The organism is Streptomyces sp. BF23-19 (assembly GCF_041106355.1).
GTDB classification, from domain to species: domain Bacteria; phylum Actinomycetota; class Actinomycetes; order Streptomycetales; family Streptomycetaceae; genus Streptomyces; species Streptomyces virginiae_A.
Map to the genome: position 1 here is coordinate 27,487 of NZ_JBGBPT010000003.1, position 14,480 is coordinate 41,966.

At 72.9% G+C, this 14,480-nt stretch carries 14 protein-coding genes and 1 pseudogene; 11 read left to right on the top strand and 4 right to left on the bottom strand.

The window, feature by feature from the left end; genetic code table 11:
• The first annotated feature begins 16 nt into the window (after positions 1–16).
• Entirely contained in the window at positions 17–904 is an 888-nt protein-coding gene (sucD, locus tag AB8A24_RS02435) for a succinate--CoA ligase subunit alpha (RefSeq protein WP_030712716.1), read from the top strand.
• 86 nt (positions 905–990) lie between these two features.
• On the opposite strand, the gene AB8A24_RS02440 is transcribed toward sucD, so the two are convergent.
• The gene (locus tag AB8A24_RS02440; RefSeq protein WP_328962009.1) at positions 991–2,280 is read right to left on the bottom strand and encodes a helix-turn-helix domain-containing protein; all 1,290 of its coding nucleotides are present in this window, start codon (positions 2,278–2,280) and stop codon (positions 991–993) included.
• 119 nt (positions 2,281–2,399) lie between these two features.
• Between AB8A24_RS02440 and AB8A24_RS02445 the strand changes: the two genes are divergently transcribed.
• Entirely contained in the window at positions 2,400–4,043 is a 1,644-nt protein-coding gene (locus tag AB8A24_RS02445) for a DUF6350 family protein (protein ID WP_369474458.1), read from the top strand.
• 148 nt (positions 4,044–4,191) lie between these two features.
• Here AB8A24_RS02445 and AB8A24_RS02450 read toward each other — a convergent pair whose 3' ends face one another.
• Complete coding sequence (locus AB8A24_RS02450; protein ID WP_033219520.1) at positions 4,192–4,782, bottom strand: hypothetical protein; 591 nt, start codon at positions 4,780–4,782, stop codon at positions 4,192–4,194.
• A gap of 242 nt (positions 4,783–5,024) precedes the next feature.
• On the opposite strand from AB8A24_RS02450, the gene purN reads away from it, so the two are divergent.
• A complete protein-coding gene (gene purN, locus AB8A24_RS02455; protein ID WP_033219522.1) occupies positions 5,025–5,648 on the top strand; it encodes a phosphoribosylglycinamide formyltransferase in 624 nt (207 codons plus the stop codon).
• Positions 5,645–7,237 (top strand): bifunctional phosphoribosylaminoimidazolecarboxamide formyltransferase/IMP cyclohydrolase, encoded by a 1,593-nt coding sequence (gene purH, locus AB8A24_RS02460; RefSeq protein ID WP_266381061.1) that lies wholly within the window; start codon positions 5,645–5,647, stop codon positions 7,235–7,237. Before purN ends, purH begins: the two co-directional genes overlap by 4 nt.
• Before the next feature lie 78 nt (positions 7,238–7,315).
• Here the strand turns inward: purH and AB8A24_RS02465 are convergent, their stop codons facing one another.
• Positions 7,316–7,984 (bottom strand): hypothetical protein, encoded by a 669-nt coding sequence (locus AB8A24_RS02465; RefSeq protein WP_369474460.1) that lies wholly within the window; start codon positions 7,982–7,984, stop codon positions 7,316–7,318.
• Between the two features lie 243 nt (positions 7,985–8,227).
• Between AB8A24_RS02465 and AB8A24_RS02470 the strand changes: the two genes are divergently transcribed.
• Positions 8,228–9,088 carry a bifunctional methylenetetrahydrofolate dehydrogenase/methenyltetrahydrofolate cyclohydrolase gene (locus AB8A24_RS02470; protein ID WP_030712694.1) on the top strand — a complete coding sequence of 287 codons (861 nt, stop codon included), beginning with the start codon at positions 8,228–8,230 and terminating at the stop codon, positions 9,086–9,088.
• Positions 9,078–9,659 (top strand): DUF3017 domain-containing protein, encoded by a 582-nt coding sequence (locus AB8A24_RS02475; protein ID WP_369474461.1) that lies wholly within the window; start codon positions 9,078–9,080, stop codon positions 9,657–9,659. Before AB8A24_RS02470 ends, AB8A24_RS02475 begins: the two co-directional genes overlap by 11 nt.
• Here AB8A24_RS02475 and AB8A24_RS02480 read toward each other — a convergent pair.
• Positions 9,646–9,984: pseudogene (locus tag AB8A24_RS02480) on the bottom strand (LysR substrate-binding domain-containing protein); the annotation flags it as partial. The gene AB8A24_RS02475 and the pseudogene AB8A24_RS02480 overlap by 14 nt on opposite strands.
• 41 nt (positions 9,985–10,025) lie before the next feature.
• Here AB8A24_RS02480 and AB8A24_RS02485 point away from each other — a divergent pair.
• The 5 genes from AB8A24_RS02485 to AB8A24_RS02505 all read left to right on the top strand — a co-directional run bounded on the left by AB8A24_RS02485 (position 10,026) and on the right by AB8A24_RS02505 (position 14,456).
• Entirely contained in the window at positions 10,026–10,256 is a 231-nt protein-coding gene (locus AB8A24_RS02485) for a hypothetical protein (protein WP_328962005.1), read from the top strand.
• A 195-nt stretch (positions 10,257–10,451) separates the two neighbouring features.
• A complete protein-coding gene (locus AB8A24_RS02490; protein WP_328962004.1) occupies positions 10,452–11,441 on the top strand; it encodes a malate dehydrogenase in 990 nt (329 codons plus the stop codon).
• A 121-nt stretch (positions 11,442–11,562) separates the two neighbouring features.
• Positions 11,563–13,272: a hypothetical protein gene (locus AB8A24_RS02495; RefSeq protein WP_369474462.1), complete on the top strand. Its 1,710-nt coding sequence runs from the start codon at positions 11,563–11,565 to the stop codon at positions 13,270–13,272.
• Entirely contained in the window at positions 13,269–13,643 is a 375-nt protein-coding gene (locus AB8A24_RS02500; protein WP_051773466.1) for a hypothetical protein, read from the top strand. Before AB8A24_RS02495 ends, AB8A24_RS02500 begins: the two co-directional genes overlap by 4 nt.
• Before the next feature lie 3 nt (positions 13,644–13,646).
• Positions 13,647–14,456 (top strand): hypothetical protein, encoded by an 810-nt coding sequence (locus AB8A24_RS02505; RefSeq protein WP_369474463.1) that lies wholly within the window; start codon positions 13,647–13,649, stop codon positions 14,454–14,456.
• Positions 14,457–14,480 lie beyond the last annotated feature (24 nt).

The window sequence follows — 14,480 nt, forward strand, 5'->3', positions numbered from 1 at the left end:
GAGGTCACAGACTCACATGGCTATCTTCCTCAACAAGGACAGCAAGGTCATCGTCCAGGGCATGACCGGTGCCACGGGCATGAAGCACACCAAGCTGATGCTGGCTGACGGCACCAACATCGTCGGCGGCGTGAACCCGCGCAAGGCCGGCACCACCGTCGACTTCGACGGCACCGAGGTCCCGGTTTTCGGCTCCGTCGCCGAGGCGATGGAGAAGACGGGCGCCAACGTCTCCGTCCTCTTCGTCCCGCCGGCCTTCGCCAAGGCCGCCGTGGTCGAGGCGATCGACGCCGAGATCCCGCTGGCCGTCGTCATCACCGAGGGCATCGCGGTGCACGACTCCGCCGCCTTCTGGGCGTACGCGACCGCCAAGGGCAACAAGACCCGGATCATCGGCCCGAACTGCCCGGGTCTGATCACCCCCGGCCAGTCCAACGCCGGCATCATCCCGGGCGACATCACCAAGCCCGGCAAGATCGGTCTCGTGTCCAAGTCGGGCACGCTGACCTACCAGATGATGTACGAGCTCCGTGACATCGGCTTCACCTCCGCCGTCGGCATCGGTGGCGACCCGGTCATCGGCACCACGCACATCGACGCCCTGGAGGCCTTCGAGGCCGACCCGGAGACCGAGCTGATCGTCATGATCGGTGAGATCGGTGGCGACGCCGAGGAGCGTGCGGCGGACTTCATCGCGAAGAACGTCACCAAGCCGGTCGTCGGTTACGTCGCGGGCTTCACCGCCCCCGAGGGCAAGACCATGGGCCACGCGGGCGCCATCGTCTCCGGCTCCTCCGGTACCGCGCAGGCCAAGAAGGAGGCCCTCGAGGCCGCCGGCGTGAAGGTCGGCAAGACGCCGACCGAGACCGCCAAGCTGGCGCGCGAGATCCTCGCCGGTAAGTAAGCGGTCGCCGTACGGATCCCCGTACGGGCGCACGTGAGCACGGGCGTGGCCCGCACCCCTCGGGGGGTGCGGGCCACGCCCGTTTCTCATTCGATCCGCGGGGCGATCCGTGCCGGTCCGGCCCCCGGGTCGGCGCGCAGCTTGTCGTGGAGCTGCTTGCCGCGTTCGGTGAGCTGTTGAGGGCCGGCGAGCGGGGGGACCCCGGAGACGCTCTCGCCGGGTGCCGGCGGGGGCTCGTAGTGGGTGGGCGCGGTCATGAGCGTGTAGGACGTCGAGACGGCGATCATCGCCGTCAGGCTGAGGGTCGCGCGGGTCCACAGCCGGGTGCGCCGCTCGCCGCCGCCGCGGACGACGGCGGCCGGGCGCGGTTCGAGGTCGACGGCCGGTCGCAGCGCGGTGAACAGGTCGCGCAGCAGCGCGGACTGCTTTTCGAGCGGTACGTCGGCCAGTTCGGGGATCCGGTCGGCGAGGTCGGCGTGCGCGTGCACGAGCCGGTTGCCCGCGGTGGGCGTGGTCGCCTCGGTCTCGGCGGCGGTGTCGGGGAGGTCGAGGCCGACGCCGTCGTAGAGCAGGACGGTACGGCGGTTCGCGGGCGACAGCGAGAGCAGGGCGTCGAGCAGGATCCGGTCGGCGGGCTCGGCGGGCGGCTTGTCGAGATGCCGGTGGGCGCGCCGGAAGCGGTGCCAGGGGGAGAGTGCGTACTCGTACGCGATCGCGCGCACCCAACCCACCGGGTCCGGGTCGGTGGTCACCTCGGGCCACCGGTCCCAGGCCTGGACGAAGGCCTTCTCCACGGCCTCCAGGGCGAGCGCCCGGCGGCCGGTGAGCAGGTAGGCCTGCCGGGCGAGGTCACGGGCGGCAAGGGCGTAGAGGGCGTCGAAGGCCTCGGCCGAGCCCGGCACCGGGACCCGCGCGGGGGGCTCGGCGGGGAGCTGCTCGGGCTCGGTCCGCGCGTCGGGGGTCGGCGCGTCCGAGGTCGGCGGGTCGGGGGTCGGCGTGTCCGAGGTCGGCCGGTCGGGTGTCGGCGTGTCCGAGGCCGGGCGGTCCGGGGTCGGCGGGTCCGGGACAGGTGGGTCGGCGGCGGGTTCCTCCGCCGCCCTGGCCGTCTTCGCCTCCCCCGGCGCGCCGGCCGGACCGCCGTCCTGCGACCGGGTCGCCAGGTGCGCCAGGAACTGTGTGTACAGCTCGCGCTTGCGCCCGCGCGGGGCCGTGCGGCCCGATTCCCAGGAGCGGACGGTCGCCGCGGTGACGCCCACGGCCGCGGCGACCTCATCGTGCGTCAGTTCCGCCGCCTCGCGCAGTCTGCGGCGCTCCTTGGGGGCGGGCAGGCTCAGCTCCGAGTCCTCTGAGGAGGTCGTCTCGACGCTTCGTGTCATGCCACACTCCCCGCACACCGACAGCTCTGGGCGAAAAAGTACATAAACGTATATTGAGCGACACCACGGGCATTCGCCTGTTACCCGTCCATAGCGCGTGTCGTTGGCACCATGGCGGGGTGACCCAAGTGACCGAACGCGGGACCCCGTTGTCAGCGGCCCCGCGAGCCGGCGTGCGGCGCCGTTCACCGGCCGCCGCCGCATGCGTCGTGGGCGGCGCCGTGGCGGCCGGACTCGGGCTCGGCTTCCTCGCCGTGCTCGTCATCGTGCTGTGGATCAGTTCGCCCTACCCCGACAGCGGCCCCGGCGGGGCCCTGCACCTGGCAGCCGGGCTGTGGCTGCTCGCCCACGGGACGGAGCTGGTGCGCTACGACACCCTGTCCGGCATCCCCGCACCCGTCGGAATGACGCCCCTGCTCCTCGTCGCGCTGCCCGTGCTGCTCATGCGGCGGGCCGCCCGGCTGGGGAGCGCCGCCGAGGAGGACGGCGAGGAAGTGCTGCCCGCCGCAGCCGTGTTCTCGGCCGTGCTCTGCGGATATCTCGCCGTCGGGGCCCTCGCCACGGTGTACGCCGCCGGCGGCCCCATGCCGGCCGACCCCATCAGCGCGGCCTGGCACGTCCCTCTCGTGGCCGTGCTCGCCGCCGCAGGCGGGGTGTGGGGAGCGCGAGGCCGTCCGCTCGGGCCATTGCCGTCCTGGATCCCAGGGGGCGTGCGGAAGGCCGTTGTGCGCCCCCGATACGCCCTCGCGCTCCGGGCGGGTGCGGGCGGATCCCTGGTGCTCCTGGGCGGCGGCGCGCTCGTCGTCGGAGCCTCGCTCGCGTGGCACGGCGCCGAGGTCCAGGCCTCCTTCCTGTCGCTGACCGGGGTGTGGTCGGGCCGCTTCGCCGTCCTGTTGCTCGCGCTCACCCTCATCCCCAACGCCATGGTCTGGGGAGCGGCCTACGCCCTCGGGCCCGGCTTCGCCCTGGGCTCCCACGTGACGGCCACCCCGCTGGGCTTCCCGGGCGCGCCCGGGCTGCCCCGTTTCCCGCTGTTGGCGGCGCTCCCGGCCGAGGGGGCCGGAACCCCGCTGACCTGGGCGGCCGCCGGAGTACCGGTGGTCGCCGGGCTCGCGGTGGGCTGGTTCGCGGTACGCCGGGCGCGCGAGGTCTCGTCCGGGGAGACGGCGCTCACGGCGGCCCTCGGCGCGGTGGTGTGCGGTCTGACGATGGCCGGGCTCGCGGCGGCCTCGGCAGGGCCGCTGGGCTCGCGGCTGCTGTCGGAATTCGGGCCGGTGTGGTGGACCACCGGGGTGGCGGCCTTCGCCTGGACGGCGGTACTGGCCGTGCCGGTCGCGGTGGCGGTGCACGCGTGGCGGAACCGCCCGGCCATCGGGCCGTCCGCCCTGGATGCCGATGACGCGATGGCCGTGGACGACCGGTGGCACGACAGCGGGGTGCGGGAGATCCGGTGGGCGGCGCTGCGGAAGGCTGCCGGGGCGCTGGTTCCGGAGATGGCTGCGCCGGTGCCTGTGCCTCCGGCGGTTCCTGCGGTTCCTGCGGTGCCGGTGCCGGTGCCGGTGGCTCCGCCCGCGGTGCCGGGGCGGCGGGCCGTGACCGTGGTGTCCGGGCTGGATCTGGATCCGGGCCTGCTGGCGCCGAAGCCGGCCGAGCCGGCCGAGCCGGTCGCTCCGGCCGCTCCGGCCGAGCCGGTGTCAGCGCCGTTGGCTCCGCCGGTGGTCGGGGCACGGGTGCTGGCCCGGCGGAAGCCGCCACCGGAGTAGGCCGTTCGGGTGGGGGACCGGCTGCAGCGCCGCTGCCGGGGCTCCGCCCCGGGCCCCGCGCCTCAAACTCCCCCAGCTACCGCTGGGAGGTGCCCCCTGGCGAGGCTGAATCGGGGCGGCGGCGCCTGAAGCGCCCCTCGTCGGTGCGTTACTGGCGGACCTTCAGGACGTCGCCCACCAGGTTGTCCGGGAGGAGGGTGTTGCACTGGAGTTCCGCCGACTTGGTGAGGGCGTCGTCGCGGCAGACGTAGAAGTCCTTGTAGGCGAGCTGCAGGGCGTACGAGCTGAACGCCAGCAGGATCGCCAGCGAGGCCGTGACCAGGCCGCTCACCGCCGCGGTGCGCTGCGGGCGGGCCGCGGGGCCCAGGGCGTCCAGGCCGGTCGGTGCCGCGGGGGCGCCCTCGGCGGTCGCCGGTGCGGGCTTGCCGCGCAGTGCGCTGATTCCCCAGTACAGGGCGAGTGCCCCGAGCAGCAGCCCGACCGACGGGATCCCGAAGATCCCGAAGAAGAAGCCCCACATGCCGGCCAGGAGCGCGTAGCGGGCGCGGCGCTGGATCGGGTCCGTCGGGTCCCAGCGCGCCGGACCCCGCCCGCCGTCCGAGTCCTTCCGGTCGTCGCCGTCGCCGTTGTCGCCACCACCACCGCTGCGCGGCTGCCACGGCTGGTCGGGCCGGCCTTCCGGCGGAGCCGCGAAGGGGTTGTCGTCGGTGGGGGAGTCGGGCTGGCGGCGGTCCGGCATCGGGTGTGTTTCTTCCCCTGTGTCATGGACGTCGCGGGACGTCGTGGCGAGGTGAGGCCAGTTCGTGGCTTGTACGCCAGACGCTACCGCCCGGCCGTCCCCCCGTCCCTCGGGGGCTGTCCCGTGTACCGGTATCGTTGCAGGCGGTCGGTGGCTTCGTATGGTTCCCCATATACCGGTACCCCGAAGTTTCGTATGACCACACAAGACGAACACCGCAATCCCGCGAGAAAGGGCCTCCCATGGCCGCCTCCCGCCTGGTCGTGCTGGTCTCCGGTTCCGGCACCAACCTCCAGGCCCTGCTCGACGCCATCGACGCCCACCCCGGCGGTTCCGAGGGCTTCGGCGCCGAAGTCGTCGCCGTGGGGGCCGACCGCGAGAACATCGCCGGCCTGGAGCGGGCGGAGAAGGCGGGGATTCCCACCTTCGTCTGCCCGGTCAAGGGCTACGGCAGCCGCGCGGAGTGGGATGTCGCCCTCACCGAGGCGACCGACGCCTACGCGCCGGACCTCGTCGTGTCCGCCGGATTCATGAAGATCGTGGGCAAGGTGTTCATCGACCGCTTCGGCGGCCGGTTCATCAACACCCACCCCGCCCTCCTCCCGGCCTTCCCCGGCGCGCACGGGGTACGGGACGCCCTCGCCTACGGGGCGAAGGTCACCGGCTGCACGGTCCACTTCGTGGACAGCGGCGTGGACACCGGTCCGATCATCGCCCAGGGTGTGGTCGAGATCCGGGACGGGGAGGACGAAGCCGCTCTCCATGAGCGCATCAAGGAAGTCGAGCGCCAGCTGCTCGTCGATGTCGTGGGGCGCCTGGCCCGGCACGGCTACCGCATTGAGGGACGAAAGGTAACAATCCAGTGACCGCCGCAGACACCGCAGCGAGCAACGACCCGACCACGAACCAGCGGCCGATCCGGCGTGCGCTCATCAGCGTCTACGACAAGACGGGACTGGAAGAGCTGGCCCGCGGGCTGCACGAGGCGGGCGTCGCGCTCGTCTCCACCGGTTCCACCGCCTCGAAGATCGCCGCCACCGGGGTGCCCGTCACCAAGGTGGAGGAGCTGACCGGCTTCCCCGAGTGCCTGGACGGCCGGGTCAAGACCCTGCACCCGCGCGTGCACGCCGGCATCCTCGCCGACCTGCGCCTGGAGGACCACCGCAACCAGCTCGCCGAGCTGGGCGTCGAGCCCTTCGACCTGGTGATCGTCAACCTCTACCCCTTCCTGGCGACCGTCCAGTCGGGTGCCACCCCCGACGAGTGCGTGGAACAGATCGACATCGGCGGCCCGTCGATGGTCCGCGCCGCCGCCAAGAACCACCCCTCGGTCGCGGTCGTCACCAGCCCGGCCCGCTACGCCGACGTCATCGCGGCGGCCCAGGGCGGCGGCTTCGACCTCACCGCCCGCAAGCGGCTCGCGGCCGAGGCCTTCCAGCACACCGCCGCCTACGACGTGGCCGTGGCCTCCTGGTTCACGAACGCGTACGCCCCGGAGCCCGAGGCGGTCCTGCCCGAGTTCCTGGCCGGCGCCTGGGAGCGCAAGTCGACCCTGCGCTACGGCGAGAACCCGCACCAGGCCGCCGCCCTCTACACGGACGGTCAGCCGGGCGGACTCGCCAATGCCGAGCAGCTGCACGGCAAGGAGATGTCCTTCAACAACTACGTGGACACCGAGGCCGCGCGCCGCGCCGCCTACGACCACGAAGAGCCCTGCGTCGCGATCATCAAGCACGCCAACCCGTGCGGCATCGCGGTCGACACGGACGTCGCCGCGGCCCACCGCAAGGCGCACGCCTGCGACCCGCTGTCGGCCTTCGGTGGCGTCATCGCCGTCAACCGCCCGGTGACGGTCGAGCTCGCCGAGCAGGTCGCGGAGATCTTCACCGAGGTCATCGCCGCCCCCGCCTACGAGGACGGCGCGGTCGAGATCCTGGCCAAGAAGAAGAACATCCGCGTCCTGAAGGTGGACGGGCACCCGCACCAGCCGGGCGACCTCAAGCCCGTCTCCGGCGGCGTGCTGCTCCAGCAGTCCGACGTCTTCCAGGCCGAGGGCGACGACCCGGCCAACTGGACCCTGGCCACCGGCGACGCCCTGTCCCCGGCGGAGCTCGCCGAGCTGGCCTTCGCGTGGAAGGCCTGCCGGGCCGTCAAGTCCAACGCGATCCTGCTCGCCAAGGACGGCGCCTCGGTCGGCGTCGGCATGGGCCAGGTCAACCGTGTCGACTCGGCGAAGCTCGCCGTGGAGCGGGCGGGCGCCGAGCGCGCGCAGGGCTCGTACGCCGCGTCCGACGCCTTCTTCCCGTTCCCGGACGGGCTGGAGATCCTGACGGCCGCGGGCATCAAGGCCGTGGTCCAGCCGGGTGGTTCGGTCCGTGACGAGCTGGTCGTCGAGGCCGCGAAGAAGGCCGGCGTGACCATGTACTTCACCGGGACCCGGCACTTCTTCCACTGAGTCCGGCTCACCCCGACACGGCGAAGGCCGCGACCCGCACCGCGGGTCGCGGCCTTCGCCGTGTGCGGAAGGGGCGACTCAGTACTGGGGGCGGCGGAAGTAGTCCCCGGCCTTGGCGAGGCCGATGATGATCGTGAGGCCGAGGGCGAGGGAGATCACGGACGGCAGCACGGAGATGACGGTGAGGCCGCCGGACCCCGTGGTGTGCTCGCTCGCGCCGAGCGCGACCAGGTTCACCAGCACGCCGAGAACGGCGAAGAGGGTCTGGAGCGAGCCGTAGACGATGCCGGAGACACGTACGCCGCCACGGCCCTTGCCCAGCTTGGCCGCGGTCAGGATGGGCCACAGGGCGAAGCCGATGAACAGGACGCCCACGACGACGCCCGCGGTGCCCGCGACGGCACCCACGTCCTCGGTGGAGGAGCTGGAGGAGTCCGAGAGCGCCGCGGCGAACACGGCACCGCCGATGATGAAGAACAGGCCGCCCAGCGCCTGCAGGGCACCCACGATGAAGAGGATGACGCGCGCGGCCTTCGCCCCGCCCGGCATCTCCATCTGGGCCCCGGGGTATCCGCCCGGACCACCCGGATAGCCACCCGGGTAGGCCTGCGGGGCCTGCTGCGGGTAGGCGTAGCCGCCCTGCGGCGGGACGCCCTGGGGGGCCTGCTGGGGATAGCCGTAGCCGGGCTGGCCCTGCGGGGCCTGGGGCTGCTGTCCGTACGGGTTGTGCGGGTCGCCGAAGCTCATGGTGGGGTGTTCCTCCGTGTGGTGCAGGGACGCACGGCACGAGCGCGGAGGAATCCTGCACGGTGCGGTCCGCCCCCCGGCACTGCCCGCGGCACTCAGTCGTTTCATCGTGGTCCGCGCGGCCGTTACTTGTCCAGCCGGTTGGGCTACGGGCCGTGACTTGTTGTGCAAGTGCAATGAACCCTGAGCCCCTGCGAGTGCCTTGACTGGAACCGGGGCCACCTCATCCGGGAGGATGGGGGCATGACCGCCCAGATTCTCGATGGCAAGGCCACCGCCGCAGCGATCAAGTCCGAACTGACCGCCCGCGTGGCGGCCCTGAAGGCCCGGGGCATCACCCCCGGCCTCGGCACCCTCCTGGTCGGTGACGATCCGGGCAGCCGCTGGTACGTGAACGGCAAGCACAAGGACTGCGCCGAGGTCGGCATCGCCTCCATCCAGCGCGAACTGCCCGGGACGGCCTCCCAGGAGGACATCGAGGCGGTCGTCCGCGAGCTCAACGCCAACCCGGAGTGCACCGGCTACATCGTCCAACTCCCGCTCCCCAAGGGCATCGACACCAACCGGGTCCTGGAGCTGATGGACCCGCTGAAGGACGCCGACGGCCTGCACCCCATGTCGCTCGGCCGGCTGGTGCTCAACGAGCCGGGACCGCTGCCCTGCACCCCGTACGGGATCGTCGAACTGCTGCGTCACCACGACGTCGGCATCAACGGCGCGCACGTCGTCGTCCTCGGCCGCGGGATCACCGTCGGGCGCTCCATCGGCCTGCTGCTGACCCGCAAGTCCGAGAACGCCACCGTGACGCTCTGCCACACCGGTACGCGCGACCTCTCCGCGCAGCTGCGCCAGGCGGACATCATCGTCGCGGCGGCCGGTGTCCCGCACCTGGTCAAGCCGGAGGACGTGAAGCCGGGCGCGGCCGTGCTCGACGTGGGCGTCAGCCGGGACGGGGAAGGGAAGATCGTCGGCGATGTGCACCCCGGCGTGGCCGAGGTCGCCGCGTGGATCTCGCCGAACCCGGGCGGGGTCGGCCCGATGACCCGGGCCCAGCTGCTCGTCAATGTCGTCGAGGCGGCGGAACGGACCACCAGTGCGGGCTGAATCGGACGCGGAGAACGCGGCGGGCGCCGGCGCGACCAAGGCGAACGGCACCCCCGTCGCCCCGGTCGTGCCCGCCACGCCCGTCGTGCCCGGCGCACCCGCCACGCCCGGCGCACCCGCCACGCCCGTCGCACCCGGTGCGCCGGCCGCTCCCGGCACGGCCGCCGGGGCCGAGCCGGCGGCCAGGTCCCGCCGCTTCCCCTCCATCACCCGGGACACCGCCCGCCCCGAGGGCAGCGGTCGCGCCGTCCCCGGCGCCGTGTCCACGCCGGCCCGTCAGTGGCCGATGCTCAGCGTGCTCACCGCGACCGCGGTCGGGCTGCTGGCCACGGCCTTCGGGCACCCGCGGGTCGGCTGCCTGGCCATCGGCGTGGCGCTGATCGCGGCCTCGGTGATGCGGCGCGTGCTGCCCTCGGTGGGGATGCTCGCGGTCCGCTCCCGCTTCACGGACATGATCACCTACGGGCTGCTGGGCGTGGCGATCACGCTGCTCGCGCTGGTGATGGCGGCGCCCAAGCCGTGGCTGGTGCTCCCGTTCATGGAGAGTGCGGTCCGCTTCACCGTGCGGTGAGTGACGCGGGCGACGCGGGTGACGTGACAGCGGCGAGCGACGTGAGCGCGGCCAGGGTCGCGGCGACGGCCGGCTGGGTCTCCGTGCCCGCGCGGACCACGACGTCCAGCGTCCGCCCCGGGCCCGGCAGCACCCGTACGGCCGCGCCGGGCGGCGGGGCGTCGCACAGCAGCTTCGGCAGGATCGACACGGCCTGCCCGGTGGCGACGAGCCACAGCCCGGACCGCAGGTCCGCGCACTCGTGGGCGATGCGCGGGGTGAACCCGGCGTTCCGGCAGGCGTGCAGCAGCATCTCGCGGCAACTGCTCGGCTCCGGGGCCGAGACCCAGGCGCTCTCCCGCCCGCGAGCCCCTGCTCACCGGATCGGTGGCCGCCCTGGTCAACGGCGCCGTCGAGGCCTTCGTGCGCGCCGCCGCCGTCGAACTGCCCGGCCGCCAGCGGATCAACGCCGTCAGCCCCACCGTCTTCGAGGAGTCCCTCGACGCGTACGGGGACACCTTCGCGGGATTCGACGCCGTGCCCGTGGCGCGCGCGGCGAACGCCTACGTCAAGTCGATCGAGGGGCACCGGACGGGCCAGATCTTCCTGGTCGAATAGCGGTCCGGAGGCTGGTCGAACCTTCGAACATCGGGGTCCGTGTGCCGCGCACCACAGGGACCCGGGGATTAGCCCGGTCCCGGGTCGGATAGCCTGACCGCGGATGTCTCTTCACGTCAAGATTTACTGGGGAGCGGCGTCCTCCAGCACATGGGGCAGGGACGCCCCACCGCCAGCTGTCTAACGGAGAAGGCCATGACCCGCACTCCCGTGAATGTCACCGTCACCGGCGCCGCCGGCCAGATCGGCTACGCGCTGCTCTTCCGCATCGCATCCGGTCACCTGCTCGGCGCGGACGTGCCGGTCAAGCTCCGTCTTCTGGAGATCCCCCAGGGCATGAAGGCCGCTGAGGGCACCGCCATGGAGCTCGACGACTGCGCCTTCCCGCTGCTCGCCGGCATCGACATCTTCGACGACCCGAACCAGGGCTTCGACGGTGCGAACGTCGCGCTGCTCGTGGGCGCCCGCCCGCGCACCAAGGGCATGGAGCGCGGCGACCTGCTCGCCGCCAACGGCGGCATCTTCAAGCCGCAGGGCCAGGCCATCAACGCGCACGCCGCGGACGACATCAAGGTCCTGGTCGTGGGCAACCCGGCCAACACCAACGCGCTCATCGCGCAGGCCGCCGCCCCGGACGTACCGGCCGAGCGCTTCACCGCGATGACCCGCCTGGACCACAACCGCGCGATCTCGCAGCTGGCCGCCAAGACCGGCAGCGCCGTCTCCGACATCAAGCGCCTGACCATCTGGGGCAACCACTCGGCGACCCAGTACCCGGACATCTTCCACGCGGAGATCGCCGGCAAGAACGCCGCCGAGGTCGTGGGCGACGAGCTGTGGCTGGCCGACACCTTCATCCCGACCGTCGCCAAGCGCGGCGCCGCGATCATCGAGGCCCGTGGCGCGTCCTCGGCCGCCTCGGCCGCCAACGCCGCCATCGACCACGTGCACACGTGGGTCAACGGCACCGCCGAGGGCGACTGGACCTCGATGGGTATCCCGTCGGACGGCTCCTACGGCGTCCCGGCCGGTCTGATCTCCTCCTTCCCCGTCACCTGCAAGGACGGCAAGTACGAGATCGTCCAGGGCCTGGACATCAACGAGTTCTCCCGCACCCGCATCGACGCCTCCGTCCAGGAGCTGTCGGAGGAGCGCGACGCGGTTCGCGAGCTCGGCCTGATCTGATCCGGTCGCCCGACCCGATCCGCTCTTCCGCAATGCGCCGGGGCCTTTTGGCGTGATCGGGCCTGTCGCGCACCCGATGATCGCCTTATCGTTTCCCTCCGCACACCGAAAGGGGGATTCGGTGACAAGCACCGCGGACGACAGAACGCCCGTGCACCCTTCGCTCAGCGAAGCAGGCCGGCTGCTGTGCGCCGGCAGCTATCTCGACGCCGGGTACCGCGACCGCGTGATCCAGGAGCTCTACGTGCACGAGGAGCGCTTCGTGGCGCCCTCCTACGGCTTCGACGCCGCCCGCGTCCTCGCCCACGCGCTCCAGGCCCGCCGCGCCGAAGTCGCCTGGGCCTTCGCCGTCCTGGCGGTGTGGGGCCTCGGGCTGCTGCTGGCCCAACCCCTCCTGCTCTTCCTGCTCCTCCCGGCCGGCTTCCTCAGCGGCGCCGGGCGGATCGCGCGCCGCCGGGAGAAGACGGGACGCGGCAGCCGCTTCCTCGAACTCCTCCTGCGCGGCTGCGGCTACGTGCTGCTCGTCGGCGTCGGCCTGGGCGTGCTGCAGGGCGCGCTGGAAGGCGAGACGAACGTGGGCGGCGCCGACGACTCGCTCAGTCTCTACGAACACATCCTGCGGGGGATCGAGCGGGAGCCGTTCACCCTCTTCTTCGGGCTGCCCGAACTCGGCTACGTGCTCGCGAGCGCGTACGCCTGGACCGCCCTGATCGTCTTCGCCCTGCTCACCCTGGTCGTCGGCCTTCAGCGGGGCCACTTCGCCCGCGTCATCAGCACCTCGCTCAGCCGGACGCGGTACGCCGACCCGAACGCCGACCCCGCCTCCGGCAGCCGGTTCGCCCGGACCCGCGACCGGATCCTGCGGACCCAGCACAGCCGCCTGGTCATCTACAACGTCGACGACCCGTTCTGCGGCGCCGGCGCGGCCTACCGCCCCTGGCACCTGTCGGTCGAGCTGCGACCCCGCACGGACGGGGTGGAGCCCGAACCGCTGGACAACGAGCGGATCGTGGCGCGGATCCGGCCGCGGCTGGAATCCCTGCGCGTCCCGTCGCCGCACGGCTCCCCGGAGGCCGAGCAGGCCGTACTGGACCGGTTGCGGGAACTGGTCGTCGACGAGTGCGTGTTCCTGCCGGCCTCCGGGCTGCCGGCGGCGCACGAGCCGGACCTCTCCGACCAGGCCTTCGCCGCGCACCGGGCCGGAGCCGTGGAGGAGGGCGGGGAGCGCCGCCGCCACTTCCTGCGGGTACGGGTCGGCGGCTGGGACGAGAACCTCGTCATCACCGTCTTCGTACGCGTCCACACCCAGGGCGGGATGCTGATGCTGGAGGTGGCGCCGCACGTGCTGCTGCCCGTACGGCCCGAGTTCCAGGAAGCCGACGACGTGGCCCGGCGACACCTGCGGAACAACCCCTTCGCCAAGGCCGTCTGGGCGCTGCGGCACGCCCCGCGCTCGCTCTCCAAGGCGCTCGCCACCCTGTCGGGCGGCAGCCGCGGGCCGTGGCAGATCGCCACGGAGGGCCACGGCGGCGCGCTGCCGGCCGGCCCGGCCGTCTCCGTACGCGAGCTGGCGGCGCAGGAGGACGCCTCGCTGTTCCAGCTGATGGACCTGGACCGGTACCTGAAGACCATCCAGGACCGGATCGTCGGCGGTGTGACCCTGGCCCTGCACGAAGCGGGCTGGCACACGGAGGAGTTCGCGCAGCGGGCGGTCACCGTGGCGGAGGGCGGGGTGTACATCCAGTCGGTGAGCCACAGCGCGTTCAGCGTGGGCGGCAGCGGACACCACAATAGGACGAGCCACCACACGGACAGGGGAGATCGGCAGTGACGCACGACGGGGGAACCGGTGAGGTGCGGATCAACCGCATCGAAGGCAGCACCTTCAGCATCGGCGGCAGCGACATCACCAACACGACCGTCAACCACGGCGGTACGGGGGCGGACGCCCCGGGCGCGGCGGAACTGCTCGAGGCCGTACGGGAGCTGCGCATCGCCCTCGTCCACCTGCCCCGCAGCGCCGACCGTTCGGCGCTCGACGCCGAACTGGACGAGGCCGCCGGCGAGCTGGAGGAGGCCGGGGAGATCCGGCCCGGCCTGCCCGCCCGGCTGCGGGCCGCGCTGCAGCGCTGGGCCCCGCTGGTGGACTCGGTGAACGCGGCCGCCGCCCTCGGCGGGCTGCTCGCCTCGCTGGGGAGCTGACCGGTGGCCACCGGCGGCGGCGCCCACTGGAACCCGCAGTCGCAGCGCTGGGAGTGGGCGGACCAGCCGCCCCCGCCCCCGCCCTCGTACCCGCCCCCGGCCCCACCCTCGTACCCGCCCCGCCCGCAAGGGGGCGGCCAGGGCGGTCCGGGTCGGCACCGGCCGTGGAAGGTCCCAATGCTGGTGGCCGTCGGGGCGGCGGTGGTGGGCGGCTGCGCCGTGGCGGGCTGGCTCGTCCTGCGCGACGAGGAGCCGAAGGCACCCGCCGCGGCCCCGTCGGCCTCGGGGAGCCCGGCCGCGCCGTCCGGTACCCGGCCGAACACGGCCCCGGGCACCACGTCGTCCTCCCCGCCCTCCGCGTCGCCCTCGGTCCCGCCGCCGTACACGGTGGTCCGCGACGACGGCGGCTTCTCGGTCGCCGTCCCCGCGGGCTGGGAGCGCAGCCTCGACGAGGACGGCAGCGGCTCCTTCTACCGCCGGCCCGGGGACCGCAGCGCGCTGATCCAGATCTTCCGCGTCAACGAGCCGGACAGCGTCGGAACGTGCGAGCTGCTGCGGATCTCCTCGCAGGACCTCGGAAAGCGGCGGCCCGGCTACCAGGAGGTCTCCCTGGATCCGACGCCCGGTGAGTCCTGCGAGCTGGTGTACGAGTACGACAACCAGGAGTCGCACGGACGCCGCCGCGCGATCGAGCGGATCACCGTCGCCCCGGACGGCGGGCGGTGGGCGCTGCTGGCGGCCGGTCCGGCCACCGACGGCACGACGGTGCGCGCGAACCTGACGGCGGCCGTGGAGTCGTTCAGGCCGCAATGACCGCAATGACCGCGATGACCGCGA